The following is a 22,974-nucleotide window of genomic DNA, read 5'->3' as shown; positions in this document are numbered from 1 at the left end:
CCGACGCCGGGTTCCCGTCAGTCGCCGCTGAGCTTTCCTCCCCTCGCGACGAGAGGCCGATCCGACGAAGAAAAAATCTCGTCGAATCGGCCTCTCAGCGGTCGACCCGCCCGTCGCGTCGCTCGAGGGCTCAGCCGCGGTGCGCGCGGTAGTAGTCCAGAAGGGCGCGCGTCGAGGAGTCCTGAGCCGCCAGCGCCTCGTCGTCGCCCTCGATCGCGGGGGCAATCTGCAGAGCGAGCTGCTTGCCGAGCTCGACGCCCCACTGATCGAAGGAGTTGATGCCCCAGATCGTTCCCTGCGTGAAGGTGATGTGCTCGTACAGGGCGATCAACTGGCCGAGCACCGAGGGCGTGAGAGACGGCGCGAAGATCGACGTGGTCGGCCGGTTGCCAGGGAACGTGCGGGCGGCGACGAGCGCACCCGTGGTGCCCTCGGCCTCGACCTCTTCGGCGGTCTTGCCGAACGCCAGCGCCTTCGTCTGCGCGAGGAAGTTCGCCAGGAACAGGCCGTGCACGTCGCGCCCGTCGTCGGCGCGCGGGTAGGCCGGGTTCACGAAGGCAATGAAGTCGGCCGGGATGAGACGCGTGCCCTGGTGGATCAGCTGGTAGAACGCGTGCTGACCGTTGGTTCCCGGCTCTCCCCAGAAGACCTCGCCCGTGTCGGTGGTGACGGGCGTTCCGTCCCACCGCACCGACTTGCCGTTGGACTCCATCGTGAGCTGCTGCAGGTAGGCCGCGAAGCGGTGGAGCTGCTGCGCGTAGGGCAGCACCGCGTGCGACTGCGCGCCGAGGAAGTTGGTGTACCAGACGTTGAGCAGACCCATGAGAACGGGCACGTTCTGCTCGACCGGAGTGGATGCCACGTGCTCGTCGACCGTGTGGAAGCCGGCCAGGAGCTCGCGGAACACGTCGGGACCCAGGGCGATCGCGAGCGACAGCCCGATCGCCGAGTCGACGGAATAGCGTCCACCCACCCAGTCCCAGAAGCCGAAGGCGTTCGTCGGGTCGATGCCGAACGCTTCGACCTTGTCGAGGGCCGTCGACACGGCGACGAAGTGGTGGGCCACGGCGTCGGTGCGGGCGGCATTCGAGTCGTCGATCGCGCCCTTCTCGGCGAGCTGCGCCCACAGCCAGTCGCGAGCCAGGCGCGCGTTGGTCAGGGTCTCGAGCGTGGTGAAGGTCTTCGAGGCGACGATGAAGAGGGTGGTCTCGGGGTCGAGGTCAGCCGTCTTCTGCGAGATGTCGGTGGGGTCGATGTTCGAGACGAAGCGGGCGTGGATGCCGGCGTCGGCGTACGGCAGCAGAGCCTCGTAGACCATCACCGGGCCCAGGTCGCTGCCGCCGATGCCGATGTTGACGACGTGCGTGACCTTCTTGCCGGTGACGCCGCGCCACTCGCCCGAGCGCACGCGGTCGGCGAAAGCGCTCAGCCGGTCGAGCACCTCGTGCACGTCGTGGTCGATCTGCTGACCGTCGACGACGAGCGACGGCTGGGCGCCGGCCGGACGGCGGAGGGCGGTGTGCAGCACCGCGCGGTCCTCACTGGTGTTGAGGTGCGCGCCGCTCAGCATCGCGCCGAAACGATCGCGCACACCGGTCTCGTCGGCGAGGGCGACCAGAGCGTCGAGGATCTCGGGGGTGACGAGGTTCTTGGACAGGTCGACGTGCAGGTCGCCCACCGTGCGCGTGAGATCGCGCGTGCGATCGGCGTCGGAGGCGAACCAGCCGCGCAGGTCGGGATCGAAACCCTCCCGCAGAGCGGTGAGGCGGGACCAGGCGGAGGTGGTGGTGGGATCGATAGGCGCAGTCACGGAACCCACGCTAGCGACCTCCGACGATCGCCACGCCGCGGATGACGAAGTGCGCCGGACGCGCTACGACCGGGCCAGCGGCCCGGATCGGTCGCGGGCGCCCGCGGCGGCCTCAGCCAGGGGGATCTCCCGCGATCCATCCCAGGGCTCCGTCCACCCGAGGCGGTCGAACAACCCGTCCAGCACCATCGCGGTGAACCCCCACACGGTCTGCGGGCCGCGTGCCGTCTGCAGGGCGAAGGCCGGCCCCCGCCACTCCCGACCATCACGACGCAGCACCGTCACGCCTCGGCGTTCGGGATCGAGCAGATCGGCCACCGGGGCGCGGAAGACCTCGGCCGACTCCGCCGCATCCACGGCACGCACCGGGGTCGGGCGCGCCCACCATCCGATCACCGGGGTGACCTCGTGGCGAGAGAAGGCCAGGGGCAGCGACTCGAGGGTGCCCAGCACGTCGACACCGTCGGGATCGAGTCCCGTCTCTTCGCGGGCTTCACGGAGGGCCGCCGCCACGGCATCCGCGTCTTCGGGATCGACCCGGCCACCCGGGAACGCGACCTGGCCCGGGTGGGCGCGCAGGGTGCTCGCGCGCGCGAGCAGCAGCACGTCGAGATCGCTCGGGACGGTGCGCGAGACCCGGCGGCTGGGGGCCCCGTCGAGCACACCGAAGAGGATGAGCACCGCCGCCGCTCGTGCCTCGCCCTCGACCGGCAGCGCCTGCAGCGCCGGGGAGACGTCGCCGAGACCGCGCGCGAGCAGGGCTTCGAGCTGGGCGCGGGGCGAGGACATTCTTCGAGGCTATGCCGTGACGGCGTCTCGTACGGTCGCCTCGTCGGCCGGGGCCGCCGGCGCGTCGGACTCGGGGGCCGTGGCGCCGGATTCGTCGGGGACCTCGATCCAGCACGGGTGGGCGGAGCTCCCGACGCGCACGCGGCGCATCGGGATGCGCGGGGTCTCCGGCGCGGCGGGAGCCGCGGCGTCCGCGGCCGAGGTCGGGACCGGGACGGATGCCGTGGCGCCGGCCGCCGCGACGGGTGATGCCGCGAGGGCCTCGGCGATGATGCGCCGAGGGTCGTACTGTCGCGGATCGAGCGCCCGCCATTCGTCCGCGTCGGCCGGGACGCCGAGCTCGGTCGCGGCGCGGAGGCGCGCGGCATCCACCGTTCGGCGAAGCCCCCGCAGCACCGACGCGAGGCGAGCGACCGCCCCGGGCAACCGCTGCGGACCGATGACCACCGCGGCGATAAGCCCCACGAACAGGAGTTTCTCGAACGTCAGGCCGAACATGGGGCCTCCTCGAAGACCGACGCCCGGGCGCCGGCGCGATCGTGCAGGGCCGCGATCGCGAGGGCCGCAGCGTAGAGGGCGGTCATCGGAACGGCGACGACGAACATCGACATCACGTCGGCCGACGGCGTCGCGAGGGCGCTGAACAACACGATCGCCACGACCGCGTACCGCCAGCTGCGGGCGAGGGTGCGGGCCGAGACGATGCCGGCGAGATTCAGCACCACCAGCACGACCGGCAGGACGAAGGCGAGGCCCGTGGCCACGACGATCTTCAGCGCGAAGTCGATGTAGGTGCCCGCGTCGAGGATCGTGGAGTCCTCGCTCGAGGCGAAGCCCGCGAGCACCGAGACCATGTGGGGGAACAGCAACAGGCCGGTCGCGCACCCGGCCGCGAACAGCGGAACCGCGGCTCCGACCGAGCCGAGCACGTACCGCCGCTCGCGCCGCGTGAGTCCCGGGAGCACGAACGCGAAGAGCTCGTACAGCCAGACCGGGCTCGACAGGACGAGCCCCGCGACCAGTGCGACGCGCAGCCGCAGGTCGAAGGCCCCGGTCACGCTGTCGAAGTTGAGGCTCGCGTTGCGCTCGGCCGCGATCTGCACGATCGGGGCCCGCACGAGGTCCATCACGGGTTCGTACAGGAACCACCCGGCGAGGGCGCAGATCGCGAGGGCGATCGCCGCCCGCACCGCGCGCCGCGTCGCCTCGTCGAGGTGCGCGGCGACGGGCATGGGGGCCGACCGTGGAGCCTCGGCGCGAGGGGGCGCGACGGCGGGAGCGGCGGCGGAGGTCATGACGTGCTCGGGGGTGCCAGGACGGGTGCGGCGGACTCCCCCTGTGCCCGGGCTGGGGCATGCGGGTCGGTCTCGGCGGCGGCCCCCAGGCGGGAGTCACTCACCTCGGTCTTGAGGATGCGCACCGATTGGCCGAGGCTCCGGGCGAGGGCGGGGAGCTTGGCGGCTCCGAAAATGAGGACGATGACCGCCAGCACGATCAGGGCGTGCCAGCCGGTGAGGTTCTGCAACATGGGAGGGGTTCCTTTCGAGGGAGGGGTCAGCGCCCGCCGGGCGCACCGCCGGGCATGGCGCCCGCGGTCGGGGTGGTGGTGGTGTCGACGCGGACGCCGAGGGCGACCGTCCAGCCGGTGGAGTTGTCGCCGGTCGCCGTGGCGAGTTCGAGTGCTCCTCCGTCGTCGCCGAAGACGTTGTCGCTCTCGAGCGACACCCGGGACAGATTGGATGCCGAGGAGGGATACGCCGCGTCGGCGTAGACCACGTCGCACGCGGCCTGCGGCAGGGCGACCTGCGAGGTGGCGATCGCGTTCGAGGCGTCGGTGATGGCATCCACGTTCGGGTACACCTCGAAGTGGATGTGCGGCCACCGGCCGTCGTAGCAGCCGGGGAAGATCGAGGTGAACGAGACGACGCCGTCATCTCCGACGACCTGGACGCCGCGGAGGTAGCTCTCGTTCTCGATCCCCGAGGAGTACATCGAGTAGCGGCCCTGGTCGTCGCAGTGCCAGACGTAGACGGCGGCACCCGCGAAGGGCACGTCGCCGTTCGCGGAGTCGAAGATCGTGAGGTTCAGGGTCATGGGAACGCCCGCGGCCGTGGCTCCGCCGTCGAGGCTCGAGCGCAGGTCGCTGCGGACGATGCCGGACTGCTCGAGGATGTCGGGGCCGTTCGACCCGTCGCCCGGGTAGGGGCCGGCGGTCTCGTCGGGGATCTCGCCCGCGGGGAGGGCGGCTGCCGCGCTCGTCGCGGTGGCGCTCGGGGTCGCGCTCGCCGTGGGCGTCGCGGTCGGGGTCGCCGTCGCGGCCGTCGTTGCGGCACCGGAGGCCGACGGGGCGCACGCGGCCAGCGTGGCGGTGCCCGCGCCCAGCACGACCAGGCCCAGGATGCCGCGCCGCGAGACGAGCGTGCGGATGTCGAAGGGCGCGCCCTGATCGACGACGGGCTCATCGGCGCGGTCGAGCAAGCGCCCTTCGTAGGCGGGACCGTCGGGGGTCATCTGGGTGTCGGGGATTCTGCTCATGGTCTGCTCCACTGGTCGGTGCGGGTGTCGTTGAGGAGACGATGACGGAGCGACCCTGCCCCCTCCCTCACCGAATCTATGAACCGGCTATGCGCACCGGATCCGCACGGTATTCCCCGTCCCCGACCCCGGTACGCGTGTCAGGATGAACGAGGGAGGTAGGCGATGACCGGAACGCTGCACGCCGTGACCCTCGTCGTGAACATGCCGATCACCAAGATCGACGCCCTCGACGCGATCGCCTTCGCCGCCGACGGGGGTGTCGACGGTGCGGGGACGATGAGCCCGCGTGTCTGGCTCGCCCCGCACGCGTGGGCAGAGGTCGAGATCCCCAAGTTCGCCGATCCCCCGCCGTTCGCGATCGACGTGTACTCCGACGTCTCGGGCGCGGTGGCGTGGGCGCAGGCGCGCCGCCTGTTCGACGCCCTCGAGCGCTTCGGCTGGAACGTGAGCCCGCCGCGCGCGGGAGTGCAGTGAGCGAGGCCGCCGCACCGCGGCCGCGACTGCTCTACGTCGAGGACGACGCCGAGATCGCCGCGATGACGCTGGAGGTGCTCCGCGAGACCTACGAGGTCGTGCACGAGGCCGACGGGCTCGCGGGCCGCGACCGGGCGTTGCGCGACAGCTTCGAGGTGATCCTGCTCGATCGGCGACTCCCCGGCCGCGACGGCGCCGAGATCGTGCGCGACCTGCGCACCGCCCACATCACGACCCCCGTGCTGCTGCTGACGGCGCTCAGGGCGAGCATTTCGCGGGCTGCCGTGCGGGCGGAAAGCCGGAACGGGCTGCGCCCGAGGCTGCCGAGACCGATCAGTACCGCGAGCGTCTCGTCGAGCGTGAACCCGGCCGGGCCCAGCGTGGCGGACGCGTCGATCACGTACCCACCGGTGCGGCCGGGCTCCGCCCAGATCGGCAGACCCGCCTGCTGCAGCGCCGAGAGATCCCTTTCGATGGTGCGCACCGACACCTCGAACCGTTCCGCGAGATGACGAGCACTTCGCGGTCGCGGCGAGACGGCCCGCAGTTCCTCCACGAGGCCGTAGAGACGATCGGTGCGGTTCACTCCCCCATCATCCGACGCCTCGTCACCTGGAGCACTCCTCGACGAGTCCGTGAGGTGATGCCACAGATCACGCCTGGAGGGATGCCGTCGCCCGTCTCGAGCGGCGGGGATGGGAGACCGGGCATCGTGCCGACCAGGTCGACTTACAGCGTAAGCTGATGTCGTGGAACACGAGAGCATCGAGGACTCGCCTCCGCGCCGTTCTCGTGTGCAGCTGCAGGAGTGGGTGCAGGAATTCGTCGATCTCGGGCACCCGATCGCCAGCCGCATCCGCGTTGTCGAGCAGGAGGATGCGGACGGACGTGACACCGGCCTCGTCGTCGTCGAGCTCGCTCACGGCGGCGGATCGGTCTCGCTCGAACCCCGCGGATACGACGATCCCCTGTGGCAGGCCGACCTCACCGGTGGAGACGACGACGTCATGCTGTCGCCCTACGCGCTGGCGGGGCTCGCGGCCGAACTCGTCGTCGCCGGCAACCTCTGCGCTTTCCTGCAGTGGAAGTCGCTGGAGTGGGACCGAGCAAGCGGGCGCCACACGGCGGGAGGGGCGACAGATGCCTCAGGATGACGCGCACGAACTCCTGTCGAACATCCTCGACCGTTGCGCCGCCATGGAACGCCCGTTCTGGGAGGTCAGCGCCGAGAAGAGGGCCGAGGTGGCGCGCCACTTCGGGTCTCCCGCGGTGATCATGCGGGTCGGACAGGGGTCCGACGAAGATCTGCGCATCGCCGGCGGAGCCGATCTCTTCCTGGCAACGTCGCTGTTGACCGAGATCGCGATCGAGCTCGCGGAGCAGGCGCACACGGGCCGCAGTCGGTCGGAGGCCGTCTCCGCCATCCGCGCGCGCCTGCGCGCTCTCCTCGGGCCAGCAGCCCACCCCGAAGACGCATCCGATCCGCACCGCGGATGAGGCGCGGACCCGCCTTTACTGGGACAGCTGACGGTCCAGTCGGTCCAGCAGCGCCTCGAGCGATTCCTCGAACTCGTCCTCGGAGCGATCCCTACTGAGAAGACCGCGCAGTCTCTGCACGTGAGGAGTGTCTGCGAGCTCCTTCTCGGCGTCGCCCTGTCCGATCGCGGCTCCGCCCTCGTCGAGCGGTTCCTCGACCGGCGCGGTCTCGGCGCCGCGCACGGCCGCTTCAAGGAGCAGGTTTCCAAGGAGGAAGCTGCTGAACGAGCGGTAGGCCCTCACAGCCTGCTCATCATCGAAGCCGAAACCGATCATCGCCGTGAGGAAATGCTCCACTACCTCCACGCTCCGCAACGGCGGGCGCAGCCAGGGCGCCGCCGGGTGACGAGTGGCGACAAGGGGGAACGCCTTCGGGTGTTCGATCGCGATGCGACGGACTTCGTGGGCGACGACCTGGAGATACCGCTGCCACCCGTTGTCTTCCGCCACGAGCAGTGCGTCGGTGAGGCCCCGCATGAGCCGATCGACGACGCCCTCGAGAAGGTCTTCTCGGCCGTTCACGTACCGGTACAGCGACATGGCCTCGACCCCGAGCGCTTTGCCGAGATGGCGCATCGACAGCTCGTTGAGACCTTGCTCGTCGATCAGCGACAGGGCCACATCGAGGATCGCGTCCCGGCTGAGCCGAGGGGCGGTCGTCCGTTCGGTGTCCACGATGTTCTCGCCCATGTCCCACTCTCCGTGCGTAGAACACCATCGTGGCCGAAATCGGCTCCCCACGGCGGTCGCTTGCCCCTCGGGCGAGGCGTGCGCTAGCCCGCCGTCGTCGGGGTCAGTCGTCGAGGCCGACCAGCACCGCGCTGCGTTCCCACAGCTGCCGCGCGACCAGGGGGTCGTCGGCGATGCGGTTGGTCGTGGCGGGCTTGTTGTTCGAGTAGAAGCCTCCGGGGGTCCAGTCGACGCCCGGCTTGCCGAGCGCGAGCCAGGTCAGACGTGCGCCGCCCACCGCGGTCGAGGTCATGAGGCTCTTCGCGAGCGGGCCCCCGTAGAGGAACTTCCACGGCCCATCGCTCGACGATCCGAAGTTCGAGGCGATGACGCCGGGGTGGAAGGCCACGGCCGAGATACCCTGGTCGCCGAACCGGCGGTTGAGTTCCTTGGCGAACAGCACGTTCGCGAGCTTCGCGTTGCCGTACGCCGCGGTCGAGGAGTAACGGCGCTCACCCTGCAGGTCGTCGATGTCGAAGCGGGGGAAGAGTTTCGCCGCGGCGCTAGAGGTCTGGATCACCGAGGCATCCGACTCGATGAGGCGCTCGCGCAGCAGATTGGTGAGCAGGAACGGCGCGAGGTGGTTGACCTGGAAGGTCGTCTCGTAGCCGTCCTTCGTCAGGGTGCGCTCGCCGAAGACGCCGCCGGCGTTGTTGGCGAGCACGTCGATACGGGGGTACTTCTCGAGGAGGGATGCCGCGAGCTCCCGCACCTGCGCCAGGTCGCTGAAGTCGGCGACGAATGAATCCACCCCGAGCGACCGCGCGACACGGGCGGTCTTGTCGGGATTGCGGCCCACCACGACCACCTCTTCGCCCACCTGGGTGAGCTGCTTCGCGGCTGCGGCGCCGATGCCGTCGCTGGCTCCGGTGATGACGATGGTGCGGGTCATGCGAACCTCCTGGGTCGAAGAGCGCCACGCTACTGCGGGCACTGATGTGAACGTCGGGGCTTGCCCGCGGCATCCGAGATCGAAAAGAACTCACAGCCCGCTCCCAGCCCCGCGGGACCAAAACCGGCGGGTCCCGCGTTCCTACCCATGACGCCCGACACAGGGCGACATGACGAAGGGACACACACCGTGAGCACGGAGTACCGGAAGACGTCGGAGGCGCTCAGCCGCCTCACCGACCGCCAGTTCGCCGTCACGCAGGACGACGCCACCGAGCCGCCGTTCCGCAACGAGTACTGGGACAACCACGAGGACGGCATCTACGTCGATGTCGTGTCGGGACAGCCGCTGTTCTCCTCGACCGACAAGTTCGAGAGCGGATCAGGCTGGCCGAGCTTCACCAAGCCCATCGACGACGCCGCCGTCGTGAACAAGACCGACCGTTCGCTGTGGATGACGCGCACCGAGGTCCGCTCGGCCGGAGCCGACAGCCACCTCGGACACCTCTTCGACGACGGCCCCCGCGACCGCGGCGGACTGAAATACTGCATGAACTCGGCCGCGATGCGGTTCGTGCCCATCGCGGAGCTCGAAGCGCAGGGGTACGGCGCCTACCTCCCCCTGTTCCGTGAGAGCCGAGCCTCATGAACCTCTTCTCTTTCCTCACCCGCAGCAGCGTCAACCGCAGAAGGAGCACCACCATGACCAGCGGACCCACCGACTCCGGCGAGATCACCCGCCGCCCCGGCACCGAGACCGCCGTCCTCGCGGGCGGATGCTTCTGGGGCGTCGAAGACCTCATCCGCCGCCAGCCCGGCGTGCTCGACACGCGCGTCGGCTACACCGGCGGCCAGAACGACCACGCGACCTACCGCAACCACCCCGGTCATGCGGAGGCCGTCGAGATCGTCTTCGACCCCACGCAGACCTCGTACCGCGACATCCTCGCGTTCTTCTTTCAGATCCATGACCCGTCGACCCTGAACCGTCAGGGCAACGACATCGGCACGAGCTACCGCTCGGCGATCTTCCCGCTCTCGCCCGAGCAGGAGAAGGTCGCGCGCGACACGATCGCCGACGTCGACGCGTCGGGCATCTGGCCCGCGAAGGTCGTCACCACGATCGAGCCCGAGGCGCCCTTCTGGGAGGCCGAGCCCGAGCACCAGGACTACCTGATCCGCATCCCCAACGGCTACACGTGCCACTTCGTGCGTCCCGGTTGGGTGCTGCCCAAGCGCGAGGAAGCCTCCGCGTAAGTCGCTTTTCGGGGCCCGGATGCCATGGCATCCGGGCCCTTTCTCATGTCAGGCGACCGTGGGACTGCGTCTTTCGATCAGCACCGTGTCGCGCCAGGTGCCGGCCGCGTCGCGGGCGATGCGCTCGCGGACGCCGACGGTGCGGAAACCGTGGCGTGCGTGCAAGGCGAGCGAGGCGTGGTTGTCGGCGAAGATCGATGACTGGATCGTCCAGACGCCGGCCGCCTCGGTCGAAGCGATGAGGGCGTCGAGCAGCAGGTGACCGATCCCCCGGCCGCGGGCGTCGGCTTCGACGTAGACCGAGTGCTCCACGACTCCGAAGTAGACGGGGCGCGACGACACGGCGGAGACGGCGGCCCAGCCGACGACCCGGTCGTCGCTCACGGCGACGAGCCGATGCGCGGCCAGCTTCGCCCCATCGAACTCGTCCCATGTCGCCGGGGGCGCCGTCTCGAAGGTCGAGTGACCGGTCGCGATGCCCTCCGCGTAGATGCGGTGCACCTCCGGCCAGTCGGCCGCGGCGAGTGGGCGCAGCGACACGCTCACGCGCAGCAGGACCCCGCGTCGGTGGTGCACACGCCCGTCTCGGGCAGCATGAGATCGACCTGTCGTGCCGCCGTCCGGTCGCCGGCGAGTTCCGCCGCGATCGAGCGCACCTGCTCGTACCCGGTGAGCAGCAGGAACGTGGGCGCCCGCCCGTACGACTTCATGCCCGCGAGGTAGAAGTCGGGCTCGGGGTGCGTCAGTTCGGCGACCCCGTGCGGCGGCACGGAGCCGCACGAGTGCAGGTTCGGGTCGATCAGCGGGGCGAGCGCCCGCGGTGCCTCGACGATCTCGTCGAGCCCCACGCGGATCTCGCGCAGCATCGTCAGGTCGGGGCGGAAGCCGGTGGCGTTGACGACCACGTCGACCTCGAGGGAGAACGCCTCTCCCGCTCCTCGGCCGCTGACGCACACGCCGTCGCCGGAGAGCCGCACGTCGTCGATCTCGAACGCGGCGATTTGCTCGACGGCGCCCTCGTCGACCAGGCTGTGCACCGCCGTGCCGAGGCGTCCGCGCGCGGCGAGGTCGTCGGTCGCGTCGGCGGCGAGGCGGGCGGTTCCCTCGTTGCGGACAGCCCAGGCGATGCGCGTCGTGGGCTCGTCTGCGGCGAGCGCGGCGAGGGCGATCAGGGTATTCGCCGCCGAATGCCCCGCGCCGACGACGAGCACGCGTCGACCGGCGAACCGCGCGCGGTCGCGTCCGCGCACATCGGGGAGCGCCGTCGTCACGCGATCACCGAGGTCGTCGTGGGCGAGACCAGACGACAGCAGCGACCGTGGTGAACTCGTGGTGCCCGAGGTGTCGATGACCGCGCGAGCCGTGGCATCCGTCGTCCCGTCGGTCGTGCGCAGTCGCAGCGCGAAGGGAGTGGCCGCCCGACCCACCGACCGCGTGCGGTCCATGCCCTGGCGGGCGACGGCCTCCACGCGCGTTCCGTACCGGATGACGGATGCCAAGGCGGCGGTGCGCGCGAGGGGTTCGAGGTAGCCGTCGACCAGCTCGTCACCGGTGGGCAGGCCCTCGGCATCCGGAGCGGTCCATCCCTCGGCCTCGAGCAGACGGCGAGCTGCGGGGTCGACGACGTAGCGCCACGGCGAGAACAGGCGCGTGTGCCCCCACGCGCGAACGGCGGCGCCGGCGGTGTCGCCCGCTTCGAAGACGACGACGGGCAGCCCGCGTTCGATCAGGTGCGCGGCGGCCGCGAGGCCGACGGGGCCGGCGCCGATGATCGCGATGGGCAGACCCGCGCGGCGATCGGCCTCGCGCCGCGGTGGGACCGTGAGGGTCAGGCTCATGCGTCGACCCCGAGCTCGCGCAGCAGCGTGGTCACCCGCGCCTTGATGTCGTCGCGGATCGGGCGCACCTCGTCGAGGCCTTTGCCGGCCGGGTCGGTCAGTTCCCAGTCTTCGTAGCGCTTGCCGGGGAAGATCGGGCACGCGTCTCCGCAGCCCATCGTGATGACCGCGTCGGAGGCACGCACGTCGTCTGTGAGCAGCAGCTGCGGCACCTCGGCGCTGATGTCGATCCCCTCTTCGGCCATCGCGGCCACCGCCATGGGGTTGAGGGCGTCGCCGGGGGCGCTGCCACCGGACAGCACGCGCACGCGGTCGCCGCCCAGGGCGCGCGCGTAACCGGCGGCCATCTGCGAGCGGCCGGCGTTGTGCACGCAGACGAAGAGGATCGTGGCGGTGTCGGACATGGCGCTTCCTTCGGGTCGGGACGAACGGGAACAGCATGACGCAACACATCGACGCTCGTCAATATTGACGTTCATCGATGTCCGGACGATGATAGGTGCCATGACCTCGACCATCGCCCTGCCCCTGCTCGACGCCGCCTGCTGCGTCTCGTCGGGCGATGCCGCGATGGCCCCGGCCGAAGCGGAGACGCTGGCGAAGACGCTCAAGGCGCTCGCCGATCCGGCGCGGCTGCGGATCGTGTCGATCATCGCCGCGCAAGACGCCGGTGCCACGTGCGCGTGCGACCTGCAGGAACCCCTCGGCCTCTCGCAGCCCACGGTCTCGCACCACACGAAGGTGCTGGTCGATGCCGGCATCCTGACCCGCGAGAAGCGCGGCACCTGGGCGTACTTCTCGCTCGTGCCGGGCGCTCTCGACAGCGTCGCCGCGGCCATCGCGCCCCGTCGCTGACGCTCGCAACCCCCGCGTCCGCTCGCGTTCGCCTGCCTAGGCTCGCGGCATGAACGAGTACGACGTCGTCGTGGTGGGAGCAGGGCTCGCGGGACTCCGCGCCGCGACCCGACTGGCCGAGGCCGGGCGCGACGTCGTGGTGCTCGAGGCGAACGACGCGGTCGGCGGGCGCGAGCGCACCGACGTCGTCGACGGGTTCCGCCTCGACCTCGGCTTCCACGTGCTGAACCCGGCGTACCCGGCCGTGCGGCGCTGGGTCGACGTCGACGCCCTCGCGCTCCGGCGCTTCCCGGTCGCCGTCGGCGTGCGGTTGAACGACCGGGTCGCGCGATTGGCGCACCCGCTGCGGCATCCGGGATCGATTCCCGCGACGCTGCGCTCGGGCCTGGTGCGGCCCGCCGACCTCGCCGCGCTGATTCGCTGGGCGGGACCGACGGTGCTCAGCGCCCGAGCGGCCAAGAAAGGCCGCGACTTCTCGCTCGACGAGGGCTGGGACCGAGCAGGCCTCCGCGGCCCCCTCCGCGAGGCGGTGCTCGAGCCCTTCCTCGCCGGGGTCATCGCCGACGACGGGCAACAGACCTCCGACGCCTTCGTGCGCCTGCTCATCCGCAGCTTCGCCCTCGGGCGTCCCGGCGTTCCCGCGGCGGGGATCGGAGCCCTCCCCGCGCAGCTCGCCGACACGGCGCGGCGTGCGGGTGTCGGCATCCGCCTCTCGCACCGCGTCGTGTCGACCCGCAAGCGCGCGCACGGCTGGCACCTCGGAGTGGAGGGGGCGGATGCCGTGACCGCCCGCACCCTCGTGCTCGCGAGCGGGCTGGACCACGCCCTCGACGCCCCGCACCCTCGCACCCGCGGCCTGCAGACGTGGTGGTTCGCCGCCGACGAGGCCCCCTCGACCGATGCCGCGCTGCGCGTCGACGGACGCCGCCGCGGGCCGATCGTGAACACAGCGGTCATGACCAACACCGCGCCGACGTACGCCCCGCGCGGGCAGCACCTCATTCAGGCGACCTGCGTCATGCCCTCCGTCGCCGCCGAGGACGAGGTGCGGCGCCAGCTCGGCGAGGTGTGGCAGGCCGACACCCGGCCGTGGCGCCTGCTGCGCCGCGACGACATCACTCACGCGCTCCCCGCGCAGGATCCGCCGCTGCGCCTGCGCCGCCCCGTGCGCCTCGACGACGGCCGCTACCTCGCCGGCGACCACCGCGACACCGCGTCGATCCAGGGCGCGCTGGTGTCGGGGCAGCGCGCCGCCGAGGCGGTGCTGGCCGACCTCGCGCGGTGAGCGGGCGGCGTCGCGATCAACCCAGGCCCGGTTGGGGCGGATTTTTGCGCTCGGGGCGTGATTCATCCGCCCCAACCTGCAGGATTCGCCCCGAAACCCGACGAACCGCCCCGCAGAGCGCTACCCCCGCGCCGCGAGCGCCGTCAGCGCGTCGCCCGTGACGCGGCGGGTCGTCCATTCGTCCATCGCCTCGGCGCCGAGCGCGCGGTAGAAGCCGATCGCGGGCTCGTTCCACTCGAGCACCGTCCACTCGAGGCGCGAATAGCCCTTGTCGAGGCACTCGGCGGCGAGCGCGGCGAGCAGGGCCGCGCCGTAGCCGTTCGAGCGGTACTGCTCGTGCACGTACAGGTCTTCGAGCCAGATGCCGTGGCGTCCGGTCCAGGTCGAATAGGTGAGGAACCAGATCGCGATCGCCCGGATGCCGCGATCGGGCCCCTCCACGACGAAGGCGAACGCGCGGGGGTCATCGCCGAACAGCGTGTCGGTGAGCATCGCGGCGGTGTTGTCCACGGCATCCGGCTCTCGCTCGTAATCGGCGAGCGCCTGGATGCACGCGAGGATGCCCTCTTCGTCGCCGGGGCGGGCGGGGCGCAGGACGGCGCCGTCGCGGAGTTCGGTCATGACAGGGGCTCCCAGCTCTCGGCCGCGACGCGGCGGAAGTTCCCGCCGAGCACCGCGGCGACGTCGGTGTCGTTCCATCCTCGCGCGGCGAGCGCCGAGCCGAGGAGGACGAAGGTCTCGGGCGGCATCCACTCCATCGGACCCCAGCGGGTGTAGCTCGCGTCGTACAGCTCCGGCATCCGCGCAATCTCGTCGCGGAAGGTCTCCCAGTCGAACGAGAAATCGGTGCTGACCCCGACGTGACGGATGCCGACGACCTCGACGGCGCGCTCGAGGTGGCGCACCATGGCCTCGAGCGTCGGGGTGTTGGGCCCGAGGAAGATCCCCACCCCCGTGATGCCGACGACTCCCCCGGTGTCCGCTGCCGCTCGCGCCTGGTCGTCGGTGATGTTGCGCGGGTGCTCCCACACGGAGCGCAAGTTCGAGTGGCTGAACACCACCGGGCGGGTCGACGCGGCGCACATGTCGAAGGTGGTGCGGGCGCCCACGTGCGAGCCGTCGGGAACCATCCCGCGCGCGTTCATCTCGGCGACGAGGTCGCGGCCCCAGGCGGTGAGGCCGTCGTCGATCGCGTCGAGGCACCCGCCGCCCGCGCGGTTGGCGTGGTTGTAGGTCGGGCCGAGGGTGCGTACTCCCCGTGCGACGAGGGAGGACACGGCATCCAGGTCCCCACCGAGAGGGGCGCAGTCCTCGAGATCGAAGGCGACGGCCGTGTCGCCCCGCGCGGCGATGCGGTCGATGTCGGCGACCGTGGCGGCGAACTCGAGCCCGTCGATGGCGTCGACCTGCGCGCGGAAGGAGCGGAGAAGGGATGCCGTGAGCTCGGGCGCGTGCGGGGCGTAGCCGACGTTGATCGACACGTAGCCCCCGCCGGCTCCGCGGTAGCGCCGCAGGTCGGTGAGGTCGGCGGTCTCGACGAGTTCGACGCAGGCGTGCTGGTCCCAGAGCACGTCAGGCACCGGCCCGAGCGGCGAGTCCCGCGTCGAGCGCTTCGCGCTCGTCGAAGACGAAGAGGTCGCCGTCCCAGTGCGCGGCGCCCTGCGCGGCGAACCACCCGAGGATGCCGCCCTCGAGCTGGTACGCCTCGACGCCCTCGTCGCGCAGGTACAGGGCCGCCTTCTCGCAGCGAATCCCGCCCGTGCAGAAGCTCACCACGGTCTTGCCCTCGAGTTCTTCGCGGTGGGATGCCGCGGCATCCGGGAACTGCGTGAACCTCTCGATGCGCCAGTCCTTCGCGCCGGCGAAGGTGCCGTAGTCGACCTCGAAGGCGTTGCGCGTGTCGACGAGCACGATCTCCCGCCCCGCGTCGTCGACGCCGGTGTCGAGCCAACGGCGCAGGGTGTCGGGGGTCACGGCGGGCGCGCGACCGTCCTGCGGACGCACCTCGGGGCGGTCCATGCGGATGATCTCGCGCTTCACCTTCACGAGCAGCTTGCCGAAGGGCACGGCATCCGACCAGCTCTCCTTGGTCTGCAGGGCGGCGAAACGCGCGTCGGCGCGCAGGTCGTCGACGAAGCCGCGCACCTCGTCGGCTCCGCCCGCGAGGAACAGGTTGACGCCCTCCTCGGCCAGCAGGATCGTCCCCCGCAGTCCCGCCTCCGCTGCCCGCGCGCGCAGAACCGCTCGCAGGGACGCGGGGTCGTCGATGCGCGTGAACAGGTACGCCGAGACGTTGAGGACGGATGCCATGGCATCCACGATACGAAAGGCGAGCGCTGTCAGCCGACGACGCAGGCGTCAAGCCGGGAAACGCCCGCCGCTGATCGCCTAGCGTGGGAGGACTCGTCTCCGGGAGGACCCCCGTGCCCCAAGGCCCCGTCTCGCCGGCCGTCACCGTCTCCGTCGTCATCCCCTGCCGTGACGACGGCGCCCATCTGTGGCGGTGCCTGCGCGCGCTGTCCGCGCAGACCCTCGCCCCGACCGAGATCGTCGTGGTCGACAACGCCTCGACCGACGACAGCGCCGAGATCGCCCGAGCGGCCGGAGTACGTGTGGTGTTCTGCGGGGAGCGCGGCATCCCCGCGGCCGCCGCCACCGGGTACGACGCGGCGCGGGGAGAGCTGATCCTCCGCCTCGACGCCGACAGCCTCCCCGATCCGACGTGGGTGCAGAGCATGGTCGACGCGCTGGCGGATCCGACCGTGGATGCCGTGACCGGCGGAGCCGTGTTCCACGACGGACCCGCCCGGCGACGCGTGTCGATGGCGCGGCTCTTCCTCGGCACCTATGCCACCTTCGCGACCCCCGCTCTCGGACACACGCCGCTCTGGGGATCGAACATGGCGTTCCGCCGCCGCGCCTGGGAGGACGTGCGCGGCGAGGTGCACCTCGACCCCGAGCTGCACGACGACCTCGACCTCGCGTACCACCTGGGCCGCCGCCATCGCATCGCGCGCGTGTCCGGCGCGCACATGCGTGTGTCGTCGAGGACCGTGGAGCCGCGCCGCTTCGCGCGATGCTTCCGTCGGGGTGCGGGGACCGTCTTCGCGCACTGGCCCGCCGAGATCCCGCCGGCGCGATGGGTGCGCCTGGGGCTGCGGGGTCGATCATGAGCGGCATCCTCTTCCCCGACGTCGAGGCCCCCGATCTGCACGTGATGAGCTTCAACATCCGTCGACGCTTCGACCGGATCACGTGGCCTCCCGCCGACCGGTGGCCCCTGCGCAAGGAGCGACTGCGGACGTTCCTCAGCGCGAACCGCCCCCACCTGCTGGGCACGCAGGAGGCGATGCCCGATCAGGCCCAGTGGGTGCAGGCGTCGCTCGGCTCCGACTACGGCCGCATCGGACTCGGCCGCGGTCCCCGCCGCGACGGGGAGGGCACTCCGCTCTTCTACGACCGCGATCGCATCGAAGTCGAGGACTGGGAGCAGGTCGCCCTGTCCGACACCCCCCGCGTCCCCGGGTCGACCGGATGGGGCAACACCATTCCGCGGATAGCGGTCATCGCGCAGGTGCGCGACCTCGCGACCGACGCCCGGTTCACCTTCGTGAACACCCATTTCGACGCGTTCTCGCGCCGGGCTCGCCGCCGCTCGGCCGCGTGGCTGCACGACCTCGTGGCGCGCCGCGAACGCCCGCTGCTGTTCACCGCCGACGTGAACGCCCACGTGCGCTCCGGCGAACTGTCGGACATGTTCGCCGACGGCCTGCTCGTCGACACGTGGTCGTACGCCCCCGCCCGCCGGACCGCCGAGTGGGGCACCTTCAACAACTATGCGGCGCCCAAGGTCGGTGCGCGTCGCATCGACGCCCTGCTCGCGACCCCCGACGTGGGCGTGCGCGCGGTCGGCATCGACCCGCGTCCGACCGGCACGCAGTGGCCGAGCGACCACTTGCCGGTGCAGGCGGTCGTGCGCATCCATCCGGCGGCGACGCCATGACGGGCGGATGCCGATGATCCGGGCGATGTACGCCAACCTCAAGCGGCCGCCGCGCACCGTCACCGACTGGCTGACCGACGTCGTGCGGGCCGTGGCGATCGTCGTCGTCATCGTCTCGCTGTTCACCCTGCCGTTCACCGACTTCGCCGTGCTGTCGATGTCGCTGCCGTCGGTGATGCTCTCGCGCATGATCGGCCTGCGCTCGGGCCTCGACCTCGTCACGTGCGTCACGGTGTTTGTCGCGGCCGGCAGCAACGTCATCGACCTGTACCGCGCGTGGACCGGGTGGGACCTGATCGTCCACGCCGTGTGCACGGGCGTGCTCGCCGCGGTCGCCCTGGTGCTTCTCGACGACGCGCGCGTGATCGAGCCGACCGGCCGACGCCGGACGCCCGTCGTCGTCGCCACCATGGCGGGCCTGGCGCTGAGCGCCGTGTGGGAGATGATCGAGTGGTTCGGCTACCGCTTCATCACCGACGCGATCTTCGTGACCTACGACGACACGATCGGCGACATGATCGCGGGAGGCGCGGGCGCGCTGCTGCTGGGCGTCGTGGCATCCCGGTTCCGCCTGACCCGCGAGGATCGCGCGGCACTATAGGCGTCGGACCTCAGCGCCGGCGCGGCTCGCGCTCCGGCCCCGTCGTGACCGCGATGACGACTCCGCCGATGACGAGCGCGAGAGCGAGCAGCCCCACGAGACCCGGGAGGACGATCGTCGGGGCGTCAGGGCCCGCGCCGGCGTCGTCGATGAACGGGCCGATCTCGTCGAGCCACGTGGCGTAGGCCGTGCCCCACGCCACGAGCAGTCCGATCATCAGCACGCCGATGCCGGCCGTCGCCATTCCCCACACAGGTCCTCGCATGACGGCAGCATCTCAGACGGTCGCGCCGATCCTCGGCATCCGGATGCCGTTTCCGCGCACCCCCGCCGCATCTCCGTCACGCGCGACACGCGGACCGGCGACGTCCCGTCCGCCGCCTGTCAATCCCCCGATGCGCGCTCGGGCCGCTCGACACCATGAACCCACATCAACGGAAGGAAGCGTCATGTCGAAGGATCTGTCGAAGGGCGACCGCGTCAGCTGGGACACCCCGCAGGGCCGCACCCAGGGTGAGGTCGTGGAGAAGAAGACGAAGGACTTCCAGCACGACGGTCAGAAGTTCACGGCATCCGACGACGACCCGGCCTACATCGTCACGTCGGAGAAGTCCGGCTCGACTGCGGCCCACAAGGGCTCGGCGCTGAACAAGCTCAAGAGCTGACCGGGGTCGCGGGGCCCCTCGACTGCGGTCGCGGGGCCTCCTGACCGAGGTCCCCGAGCCTGTCGACGGGACCGCAACCCGCTCATTCCCCCTTCGCGTCGCGTCGCTTGCGCATCTGCGCCAGCGCGAGGCCCAGCCGGTGGTTTCCGGACAGCACGTCCTCGTGTCGCTCGAGGAATTCCCAGTACGCGTCGGTGAAGACCGAGTCCTTGGCCTCCTGCGCCGAGGGCCACCACGACCCCATCTTCTGCAGGTAGGCGCCGCCCGAGACGTACGGCTTGGTCGCGACGAAGCCGCCGTCGGCGAACTGGCTCATTCCCATGACGTTGGGCACCATGACCCAGTCGTAGGCGTCGACGAACAGCGCGAGGAACCAGTCGTTGACCTGCCGCGGCGCGTACCCCTGCAGCAGGAACCAGTTGCCCAGCACCATGAGGCGTTCGATGTGGTGCGCGTAGCCCCACTCGTGCACGCGTTCCAGGACCGTGCGCACGGAGATCGGCAGGTCACTCGGCATCCGTTGCCCGGAGTACCAGTACTTCTCGATCCTCTTCTCGAGGTGCAGCGCGTTGACGTGCTCCAGCTTCGGGTGCGCCCGGTACATGCCGCGCATGTATTCGCGCCACCCGATCACCTGGCGGATGAACCCCTCGACGGATGCCAGGGGCGCGTCGGTCCGCGTGGCGGCGGCGACCACTTCTTCGACGGTGAGCAGCCCGATGTTCAGCATCGGCGAGATGATCGCGTGGAAGAGGAACGGCTCGTCGGCCTTCATCGCGTCTTCGTACCGGCCGAAGTCGTTGAGGCGTTCCGCGACGAAGACGTCGAGCCAGTCGCGGGAGTCCTCCGGCGTGACGGGCAGCCAGAAGTCGGCCGCTTTGCCGGGATGCTCAGGGTAGCGCTCGTCGACCTCGACGATGACGGCGCGGGTGATCTCGTCGTGCGCGAGCTGCGGCAGCGGCGGGATGTCGACGCCCTTCTTCGGCAGCGCCTTGCGATTGTCGGCGTCGAAGTTCCAGCGCCGCCCCGTCGGCTTCCCGCCGTCCATCAGGATGCCGGTGCGGCGCCGCTGCCAGTGGTAGAAGTCCTCCATGAGCGGCGTCGGGTGCTCGGCGAACCAGGCGTCGACGTCGTCTTCGGGGGTCAGGAACAGCTGGTCCGAGAGCACGTCGGTCTCGACGTCGTGCGCCTGGCAGATGCGCGCGATGCGCTCGTCGACGGGGCGGTTGGGGTCGCTCATCCACGTCAACTCGGTGACCCGATGGGCCTTCAGCAGCTTCTCGAGGCCGGCCTTGAAGGTGAGGTCGTCGTCGAGGGTGATCCGGCGGACGGTCTTGCCCTCGGCCTCGAGCCGCGCGGCGGTGTGCCGCATCGCCGAGACGAGCAGCACGATCTTGTGGCGGTGATACGGGAGCTTGGCGAAGCGGGGCGCCGACTCGATGAAGAAGAACTCCTCGATGCCGTCGTCGGAGTACGCGGGGTGCTCGGCGAACTGCTGCGTCGCGAGGATCAGTGCGGCCCTCACGCGTGGCGCCTCTGCTTCGCGGCGTTGGCGCGGCAGCCGCGCGAGCAGTAGAGCACCTGGTCCCACTGGTCGCGCCCGCTCCAGCGCTTGCGATCGGTGAAGGGCCGACCGCAGTAGGCGCAGGGCTTGGAGCGGACCTCGGGTCGTGACATGCCGTCATCGTCGCAAAGCGCGTACTCGGCATCTGGGGGCTTGCGCTGGCACGCTGCGCCGGTTCGCGCAAGGCCCGCGCGGCGGTCGACCGGGGCGTGGTCGGGTGGGGCCATGGACACGACACACGACCGCACGAATGACACCGCCGACGAGCCCGACGAGCTCGAAACCGCTGATGCGCCCGTCATCCCCGACACCACCGACGACGACGACACGCCCGTCGACAATCCCTCGGGCGGATGACCTCGCGGCGCGGCGCGACCGCGAGGTCCGCGCCGCGCTCAGTCGGTCAGGTCGAAGGTCTGCTTCTCACCGCCGCGGGGCCGGTCGCCGGTCACCTTCGAGGTGACGAGAGCGATGGCCGTGGCGAGGCGCCCGCCGGCGCTCCCCCAGTACTCGCCGGTGAGGGTCGAGACCTTCAGCAGGGTCACCCCGGGCGACTCGGGGCCGTCGGGGAACCACGCCTCGACGCTCGTCGACCACAGGTCCTTGAGCTTCGCGAGGTCGTCGACCACCTCGGCCTCGCCCGCGAGCGACAGCCACGTGCCGTCGGTGCTGAACGACAGGCCCACCTTCGGGTCGCGCCGCACGTGCTCGACGGCGGAGGCGTGCGTGCCGACGATGAACCAGAGGTCGCCGTCCGACTCCTTCTCCTGCACGGTCAGCGGGTGCGCGTGCAGCGCTCCGTCTTCGGCGCGGGTGGTGACCATCGCGAAGCGGAACTTCTTGAGCAGATCGTTGAGCGTCTCGAGCTCGGTGGCGGTGGATGACATGGGGGCTCCCCTCGGTTCGTGAGCCCCCAGCCCATCCCCTGGCTACGCCTCGCGCTACGTATTGACGTCGGGGGAATCGTCTGCTCTCGGCGGGGCGAGGGCGTCGAGCTCGGCGAGGGCCTCCTCGGCCCGGTGCACCCGCGCGGCGACCTCGTCGTCCCACCAGCGCGGCCCCCGCTCGCCCAGTCCGTGTTTCGCGAGTCCCACTCGGCGACGCGCGTCGGACACGGCGTCGTCTTCCCCGGCGCGTTTCGCCGTCCGCACGGCCGATCGGGCCCTCCCGAGGTGCGACCGCAATCGGTCGGCGAGGTCGTCCGGCAACGCCGGATCGGTGCGGCGCCACCGGCGCTCGTCGATCACGAGCCAGCGCTCGTCGTCGGTCGCGCCCCGATCGGAGGGAGGGTCGGATGCCATGCCCCCAGTGCACCGCACCCTCGGGCCCGCCGAAATCACCCGGGTGTCTCGCAGACATCCGTGCTAGCGTGAGGTTATTCGTTCTGGGACTTGCTTCATCGACGCCCGCCTCATCGCTGAGATGCCGGGCGCACGGCGCCGAGCCGTTTCCGACCGCAACCCCACCCCTCATCATCGTGTGCCTCGCTCGACGGCTTCGGTCCTCGCCTCGCACTCGCAGAAAGTTCTTGTGTCTCTGCTTCACCCTTCGCCGCTATCGTGGCGCCAGGCCGATCTCGACGTGTACGTCGCGACGGCCGGATCCGACTACGCCGGTTTCGTCGGCGCGGGAACCTCGGGCTTCGAAGCCCAGGGTCCCCTCGGCGAGAATCTCGGTGTCCACACGTCCGTCGGAGCGGCTCAGGCCGCCGTCGACGGGCATCGCGTACGCGCCACCACCACGGTGACGCGGCGTCCCCGTCCGCTCCGCACGCGTCGGAGCGGCGCCCACGGCCGCATCTGCGGCCCAACATGAATAAAGGAAGAACACGATGGCCACTGGCACCGTGAAATGGTTCAACTCCGAAAAGGGCTACGGCTTCATTGCTCCCGACGACGGCTCCGCCGACCTGTTCGCGCACTTCAGCGCGATCCAGGGCAACGGCTTCAAGGAGCTCACGGAAGCACAGAAGGTCGAATTCGACGCTGAGCAGGGCCCCAAGGGCATGCAGGCGGCGAACATCCGCCCCCTCTAAGCTCCGCTTACCTCGGAAGCCGGGTACGTCGCCTCGCGACGACCCGGCTTTCGTCGTTTCCGAGACGATTCCGCACGCCGGGATTTCCATTTCCCGAGAGGCTC

33 protein-coding genes and 2 pseudogenes are annotated in these 22,974 nt (G+C 70.7%); 15 read left to right on the top strand and 20 right to left on the bottom strand.

Annotated elements, in window-relative coordinates; genetic code table 11:
* Positions 1–130 precede the first annotated feature (130 nt).
* From pgi to ASE56_RS09810, 6 genes are all read right to left on the bottom strand, one after another.
* A complete protein-coding gene (gene pgi, locus ASE56_RS09835) occupies positions 131–1,810 on the bottom strand; it encodes a glucose-6-phosphate isomerase (protein WP_056228567.1) in 1,680 nt (559 codons plus the stop codon).
* A gap of 63 nt (positions 1,811–1,873) precedes the next feature.
* Positions 1,874–2,599 (bottom strand): CoA pyrophosphatase, encoded by a 726-nt coding sequence (locus ASE56_RS09830; protein WP_056227965.1) that lies wholly within the window; start codon positions 2,597–2,599, stop codon positions 1,874–1,876.
* A 9-nt stretch (positions 2,600–2,608) separates the two neighbouring features.
* Positions 2,609–3,097 (bottom strand): hypothetical protein, encoded by a 489-nt coding sequence (locus tag ASE56_RS09825; protein ID WP_056227962.1) that lies wholly within the window; start codon positions 3,095–3,097, stop codon positions 2,609–2,611.
* The gene (gene tatC, locus ASE56_RS09820; RefSeq protein ID WP_200914150.1) at positions 3,085–3,894 is read right to left on the bottom strand and encodes a twin-arginine translocase subunit TatC; all 810 of its coding nucleotides are present in this window, start codon (positions 3,892–3,894) and stop codon (positions 3,085–3,087) included. The genes ASE56_RS09825 and tatC overlap by 13 nt, the downstream gene beginning before the upstream one ends.
* Positions 3,891–4,127, bottom strand: a complete 237-nt coding sequence (tatA, locus tag ASE56_RS09815) for a twin-arginine translocase TatA/TatE family subunit (protein WP_056227958.1) — start codon at positions 4,125–4,127, stop codon at positions 3,891–3,893. Before tatA ends, tatC begins: the two co-directional genes overlap by 4 nt.
* 26 nt (positions 4,128–4,153) lie before the next feature.
* The gene (locus tag ASE56_RS09810) at positions 4,154–5,134 is read right to left on the bottom strand and encodes a 3,4-dioxygenase subunit beta (protein WP_056228559.1); all 981 of its coding nucleotides are present in this window, start codon (positions 5,132–5,134) and stop codon (positions 4,154–4,156) included.
* Positions 5,135–5,299: 165 nt separating this feature from the next.
* Here ASE56_RS09810 and ASE56_RS09805 point away from each other — a divergent pair, with 165 nt between their 5' ends.
* Both ASE56_RS09805 and ASE56_RS09800 read left to right on the top strand, forming a co-directional pair.
* Complete coding sequence (locus ASE56_RS09805; RefSeq protein WP_056227956.1) at positions 5,300–5,611, top strand: hypothetical protein; 312 nt, start codon at positions 5,300–5,302, stop codon at positions 5,609–5,611.
* A gap of 62 nt (positions 5,612–5,673) precedes the next feature.
* A pseudogene (locus ASE56_RS09800) lies at positions 5,674–5,817 on the top strand (DNA-binding response regulator); the annotation flags it as partial.
* Between the two features lie 53 nt (positions 5,818–5,870).
* Here ASE56_RS09800 and ASE56_RS16575 read toward each other — a convergent pair.
* Positions 5,871–6,197 (bottom strand): annotated as a pseudogene (locus tag ASE56_RS16575) (helix-turn-helix transcriptional regulator); the annotation flags it as partial.
* Between the two features lie 163 nt (positions 6,198–6,360).
* Between ASE56_RS16575 and ASE56_RS09795 the strand changes: the two are divergent.
* Positions 6,361–6,765 (top strand): hypothetical protein, encoded by a 405-nt coding sequence (locus ASE56_RS09795; protein ID WP_056227953.1) that lies wholly within the window; start codon positions 6,361–6,363, stop codon positions 6,763–6,765.
* Positions 6,752–7,108: a hypothetical protein gene (locus tag ASE56_RS09790; protein ID WP_056227950.1), complete on the top strand. Its 357-nt coding sequence runs from the start codon at positions 6,752–6,754 to the stop codon at positions 7,106–7,108. Before ASE56_RS09795 ends, ASE56_RS09790 begins: the two co-directional genes overlap by 14 nt.
* Positions 7,109–7,123: 15 nt before the next feature.
* Here ASE56_RS09790 and ASE56_RS09785 read toward each other — a convergent pair whose 3' ends face one another.
* Together ASE56_RS09785 and ASE56_RS09780 are read right to left on the bottom strand one after the other, a co-directional pair.
* Entirely contained in the window at positions 7,124–7,837 is a 714-nt protein-coding gene (locus tag ASE56_RS09785) for a TetR/AcrR family transcriptional regulator C-terminal domain-containing protein (RefSeq protein ID WP_056227947.1), read from the bottom strand.
* Positions 7,838–7,940: 103 nt separating this feature from the next.
* Positions 7,941–8,768, bottom strand: a complete 828-nt coding sequence (locus ASE56_RS09780; RefSeq protein ID WP_056227945.1) for an SDR family NAD(P)-dependent oxidoreductase — start codon at positions 8,766–8,768, stop codon at positions 7,941–7,943.
* Positions 8,769–8,957: 189 nt separating this feature from the next.
* Here ASE56_RS09780 and msrB point away from each other — a divergent pair, with 189 nt between their 5' ends.
* Together msrB and msrA are read left to right on the top strand one after the other, a co-directional pair.
* The gene (msrB, locus tag ASE56_RS09775; RefSeq protein WP_056227941.1) at positions 8,958–9,416 is read left to right on the top strand and encodes a peptide-methionine (R)-S-oxide reductase MsrB; all 459 of its coding nucleotides are present in this window, start codon (positions 8,958–8,960) and stop codon (positions 9,414–9,416) included.
* A gap of 53 nt (positions 9,417–9,469) precedes the next feature.
* The gene (gene msrA, locus ASE56_RS09770) at positions 9,470–10,024 is read left to right on the top strand and encodes a peptide-methionine (S)-S-oxide reductase MsrA (RefSeq protein ID WP_056227938.1); all 555 of its coding nucleotides are present in this window, start codon (positions 9,470–9,472) and stop codon (positions 10,022–10,024) included.
* 48 nt (positions 10,025–10,072) lie between these two features.
* On the opposite strand, the gene ASE56_RS09765 is transcribed toward msrA, so the two are convergent.
* From ASE56_RS09765 to ASE56_RS09755, 3 genes are read right to left on the bottom strand one after another with little or no spacing between them, the layout of a single operon-like run.
* Complete coding sequence (locus ASE56_RS09765; RefSeq protein WP_235556960.1) at positions 10,073–10,600, bottom strand: GNAT family N-acetyltransferase; 528 nt, start codon at positions 10,598–10,600, stop codon at positions 10,073–10,075.
* Positions 10,567–11,862, bottom strand: coding sequence for an FAD-dependent oxidoreductase (locus ASE56_RS09760; RefSeq protein WP_056227935.1), 1,296 nt, complete (start codon positions 11,860–11,862; stop codon positions 10,567–10,569). The genes ASE56_RS09765 and ASE56_RS09760 overlap by 34 nt, the downstream gene beginning before the upstream one ends.
* Positions 11,859–12,266 (bottom strand): arsenate reductase ArsC, encoded by a 408-nt coding sequence (locus tag ASE56_RS09755; RefSeq protein WP_056227932.1) that lies wholly within the window; start codon positions 12,264–12,266, stop codon positions 11,859–11,861. The genes ASE56_RS09760 and ASE56_RS09755 overlap by 4 nt, the downstream gene beginning before the upstream one ends.
* Positions 12,267–12,366: 100 nt before the next feature.
* On the opposite strand from ASE56_RS09755, the gene ASE56_RS09750 reads away from it, so the two are divergent.
* Positions 12,367–12,717 (top strand): helix-turn-helix transcriptional regulator, encoded by a 351-nt coding sequence (locus ASE56_RS09750; protein ID WP_056227929.1) that lies wholly within the window; start codon positions 12,367–12,369, stop codon positions 12,715–12,717.
* Between the two features lie 49 nt (positions 12,718–12,766).
* The gene (locus tag ASE56_RS09745; protein ID WP_056227927.1) at positions 12,767–14,002 is read left to right on the top strand and encodes an NAD(P)/FAD-dependent oxidoreductase; all 1,236 of its coding nucleotides are present in this window, start codon (positions 12,767–12,769) and stop codon (positions 14,000–14,002) included.
* A gap of 120 nt (positions 14,003–14,122) precedes the next feature.
* On the opposite strand, the gene ASE56_RS09740 is transcribed toward ASE56_RS09745, so the two are convergent.
* From ASE56_RS09740 to ASE56_RS09730, 3 genes are read right to left on the bottom strand one after another with little or no spacing between them, the layout of a single operon-like run.
* Entirely contained in the window at positions 14,123–14,623 is a 501-nt protein-coding gene (locus ASE56_RS09740; protein ID WP_056227923.1) for a GNAT family N-acetyltransferase, read from the bottom strand.
* Complete coding sequence (locus tag ASE56_RS09735) at positions 14,620–15,582, bottom strand: dipeptidase (RefSeq protein WP_143017796.1); 963 nt, start codon at positions 15,580–15,582, stop codon at positions 14,620–14,622. The genes ASE56_RS09740 and ASE56_RS09735 overlap by 4 nt, the downstream gene beginning before the upstream one ends.
* Positions 15,575–16,312 carry a sulfurtransferase gene (locus tag ASE56_RS09730; protein ID WP_056227916.1) on the bottom strand — a complete coding sequence of 246 codons (738 nt, stop codon included), beginning with the start codon at positions 16,310–16,312 and terminating at the stop codon, positions 15,575–15,577. The genes ASE56_RS09735 and ASE56_RS09730 overlap by 8 nt, the downstream gene beginning before the upstream one ends.
* A gap of 113 nt (positions 16,313–16,425) precedes the next feature.
* On the opposite strand from ASE56_RS09730, the gene ASE56_RS09725 reads away from it, so the two are divergent.
* Genes ASE56_RS09725 through ASE56_RS09715 form a run of 3 tightly spaced genes read left to right on the top strand, consistent with a single transcriptional unit; the run spans position 16,426 to position 18,606 of the window.
* Entirely contained in the window at positions 16,426–17,175 is a 750-nt protein-coding gene (locus ASE56_RS09725) for a glycosyltransferase family A protein (RefSeq protein ID WP_056227914.1), read from the top strand.
* Entirely contained in the window at positions 17,172–18,005 is an 834-nt protein-coding gene (locus ASE56_RS09720; protein ID WP_056227911.1) for an endonuclease/exonuclease/phosphatase family protein, read from the top strand. Before ASE56_RS09725 ends, ASE56_RS09720 begins: the two co-directional genes overlap by 4 nt.
* 13 nt (positions 18,006–18,018) lie before the next feature.
* Positions 18,019–18,606, top strand: coding sequence for a hypothetical protein (locus ASE56_RS09715; protein WP_082450370.1), 588 nt, complete (start codon positions 18,019–18,021; stop codon positions 18,604–18,606).
* 10 nt (positions 18,607–18,616) lie between these two features.
* On the opposite strand, the gene ASE56_RS09710 is transcribed toward ASE56_RS09715, so the two are convergent.
* Positions 18,617–18,871: a hypothetical protein gene (locus ASE56_RS09710; RefSeq protein WP_156371643.1), complete on the bottom strand. Its 255-nt coding sequence runs from the start codon at positions 18,869–18,871 to the stop codon at positions 18,617–18,619.
* Positions 18,872–19,055: 184 nt separating this feature from the next.
* Here ASE56_RS09710 and ASE56_RS09705 point away from each other — a divergent pair, with 184 nt between their 5' ends.
* On the top strand, positions 19,056–19,271 hold the full coding sequence (locus ASE56_RS09705; protein ID WP_056227904.1) for a DUF2945 domain-containing protein: 216 nt from the start codon (positions 19,056–19,058) through the stop codon (positions 19,269–19,271).
* A gap of 82 nt (positions 19,272–19,353) precedes the next feature.
* Here the strand turns inward: ASE56_RS09705 and ASE56_RS17220 are convergent, their stop codons facing one another.
* On the bottom strand, positions 19,354–20,796 hold the full coding sequence (locus ASE56_RS17220; RefSeq protein ID WP_056227900.1) for a cryptochrome/photolyase family protein: 1,443 nt from the start codon (positions 20,794–20,796) through the stop codon (positions 19,354–19,356).
* Entirely contained in the window at positions 20,793–20,948 is a 156-nt protein-coding gene (locus ASE56_RS16570; protein ID WP_074694350.1) for a DUF2256 domain-containing protein, read from the bottom strand. Before ASE56_RS16570 ends, ASE56_RS17220 begins: the two co-directional genes overlap by 4 nt.
* Before the next feature lie 112 nt (positions 20,949–21,060).
* On the opposite strand from ASE56_RS16570, the gene ASE56_RS17825 reads away from it, so the two are divergent.
* Positions 21,061–21,192, top strand: coding sequence for a hypothetical protein (locus ASE56_RS17825; RefSeq protein WP_256335516.1), 132 nt, complete (start codon positions 21,061–21,063; stop codon positions 21,190–21,192).
* 38 nt (positions 21,193–21,230) lie between these two features.
* Here the strand turns inward: ASE56_RS17825 and ASE56_RS09695 are convergent, their stop codons facing one another.
* A complete protein-coding gene (locus tag ASE56_RS09695) occupies positions 21,231–21,722 on the bottom strand; it encodes a pyridoxamine 5'-phosphate oxidase family protein (RefSeq protein ID WP_056227897.1) in 492 nt (163 codons plus the stop codon).
* 54 nt (positions 21,723–21,776) lie between these two features.
* Positions 21,777–22,136 (bottom strand): hypothetical protein, encoded by a 360-nt coding sequence (locus tag ASE56_RS09690; protein ID WP_056227894.1) that lies wholly within the window; start codon positions 22,134–22,136, stop codon positions 21,777–21,779.
* 229 nt (positions 22,137–22,365) lie between these two features.
* On the opposite strand from ASE56_RS09690, the gene ASE56_RS09685 reads away from it, so the two are divergent.
* Together ASE56_RS09685 and ASE56_RS09680 are read left to right on the top strand one after the other, a co-directional pair.
* Positions 22,366–22,650 carry a hypothetical protein gene (locus tag ASE56_RS09685; protein WP_143017794.1) on the top strand — a complete coding sequence of 95 codons (285 nt, stop codon included), beginning with the start codon at positions 22,366–22,368 and terminating at the stop codon, positions 22,648–22,650.
* Between the two features lie 16 nt (positions 22,651–22,666).
* Positions 22,667–22,870 carry a cold-shock protein gene (locus tag ASE56_RS09680; RefSeq protein WP_013583139.1) on the top strand — a complete coding sequence of 68 codons (204 nt, stop codon included), beginning with the start codon at positions 22,667–22,669 and terminating at the stop codon, positions 22,868–22,870.
* Positions 22,871–22,974 lie beyond the last annotated feature (104 nt).

It is taken from the genome of Microbacterium sp. Leaf203 (assembly GCF_001421275.1).
In the GTDB taxonomy this organism is placed as follows: domain Bacteria; phylum Actinomycetota; class Actinomycetes; order Actinomycetales; family Microbacteriaceae; genus Microbacterium; species Microbacterium testaceum_A.
This window is presented reverse-complemented; position numbering and strand designations above follow the sequence as displayed.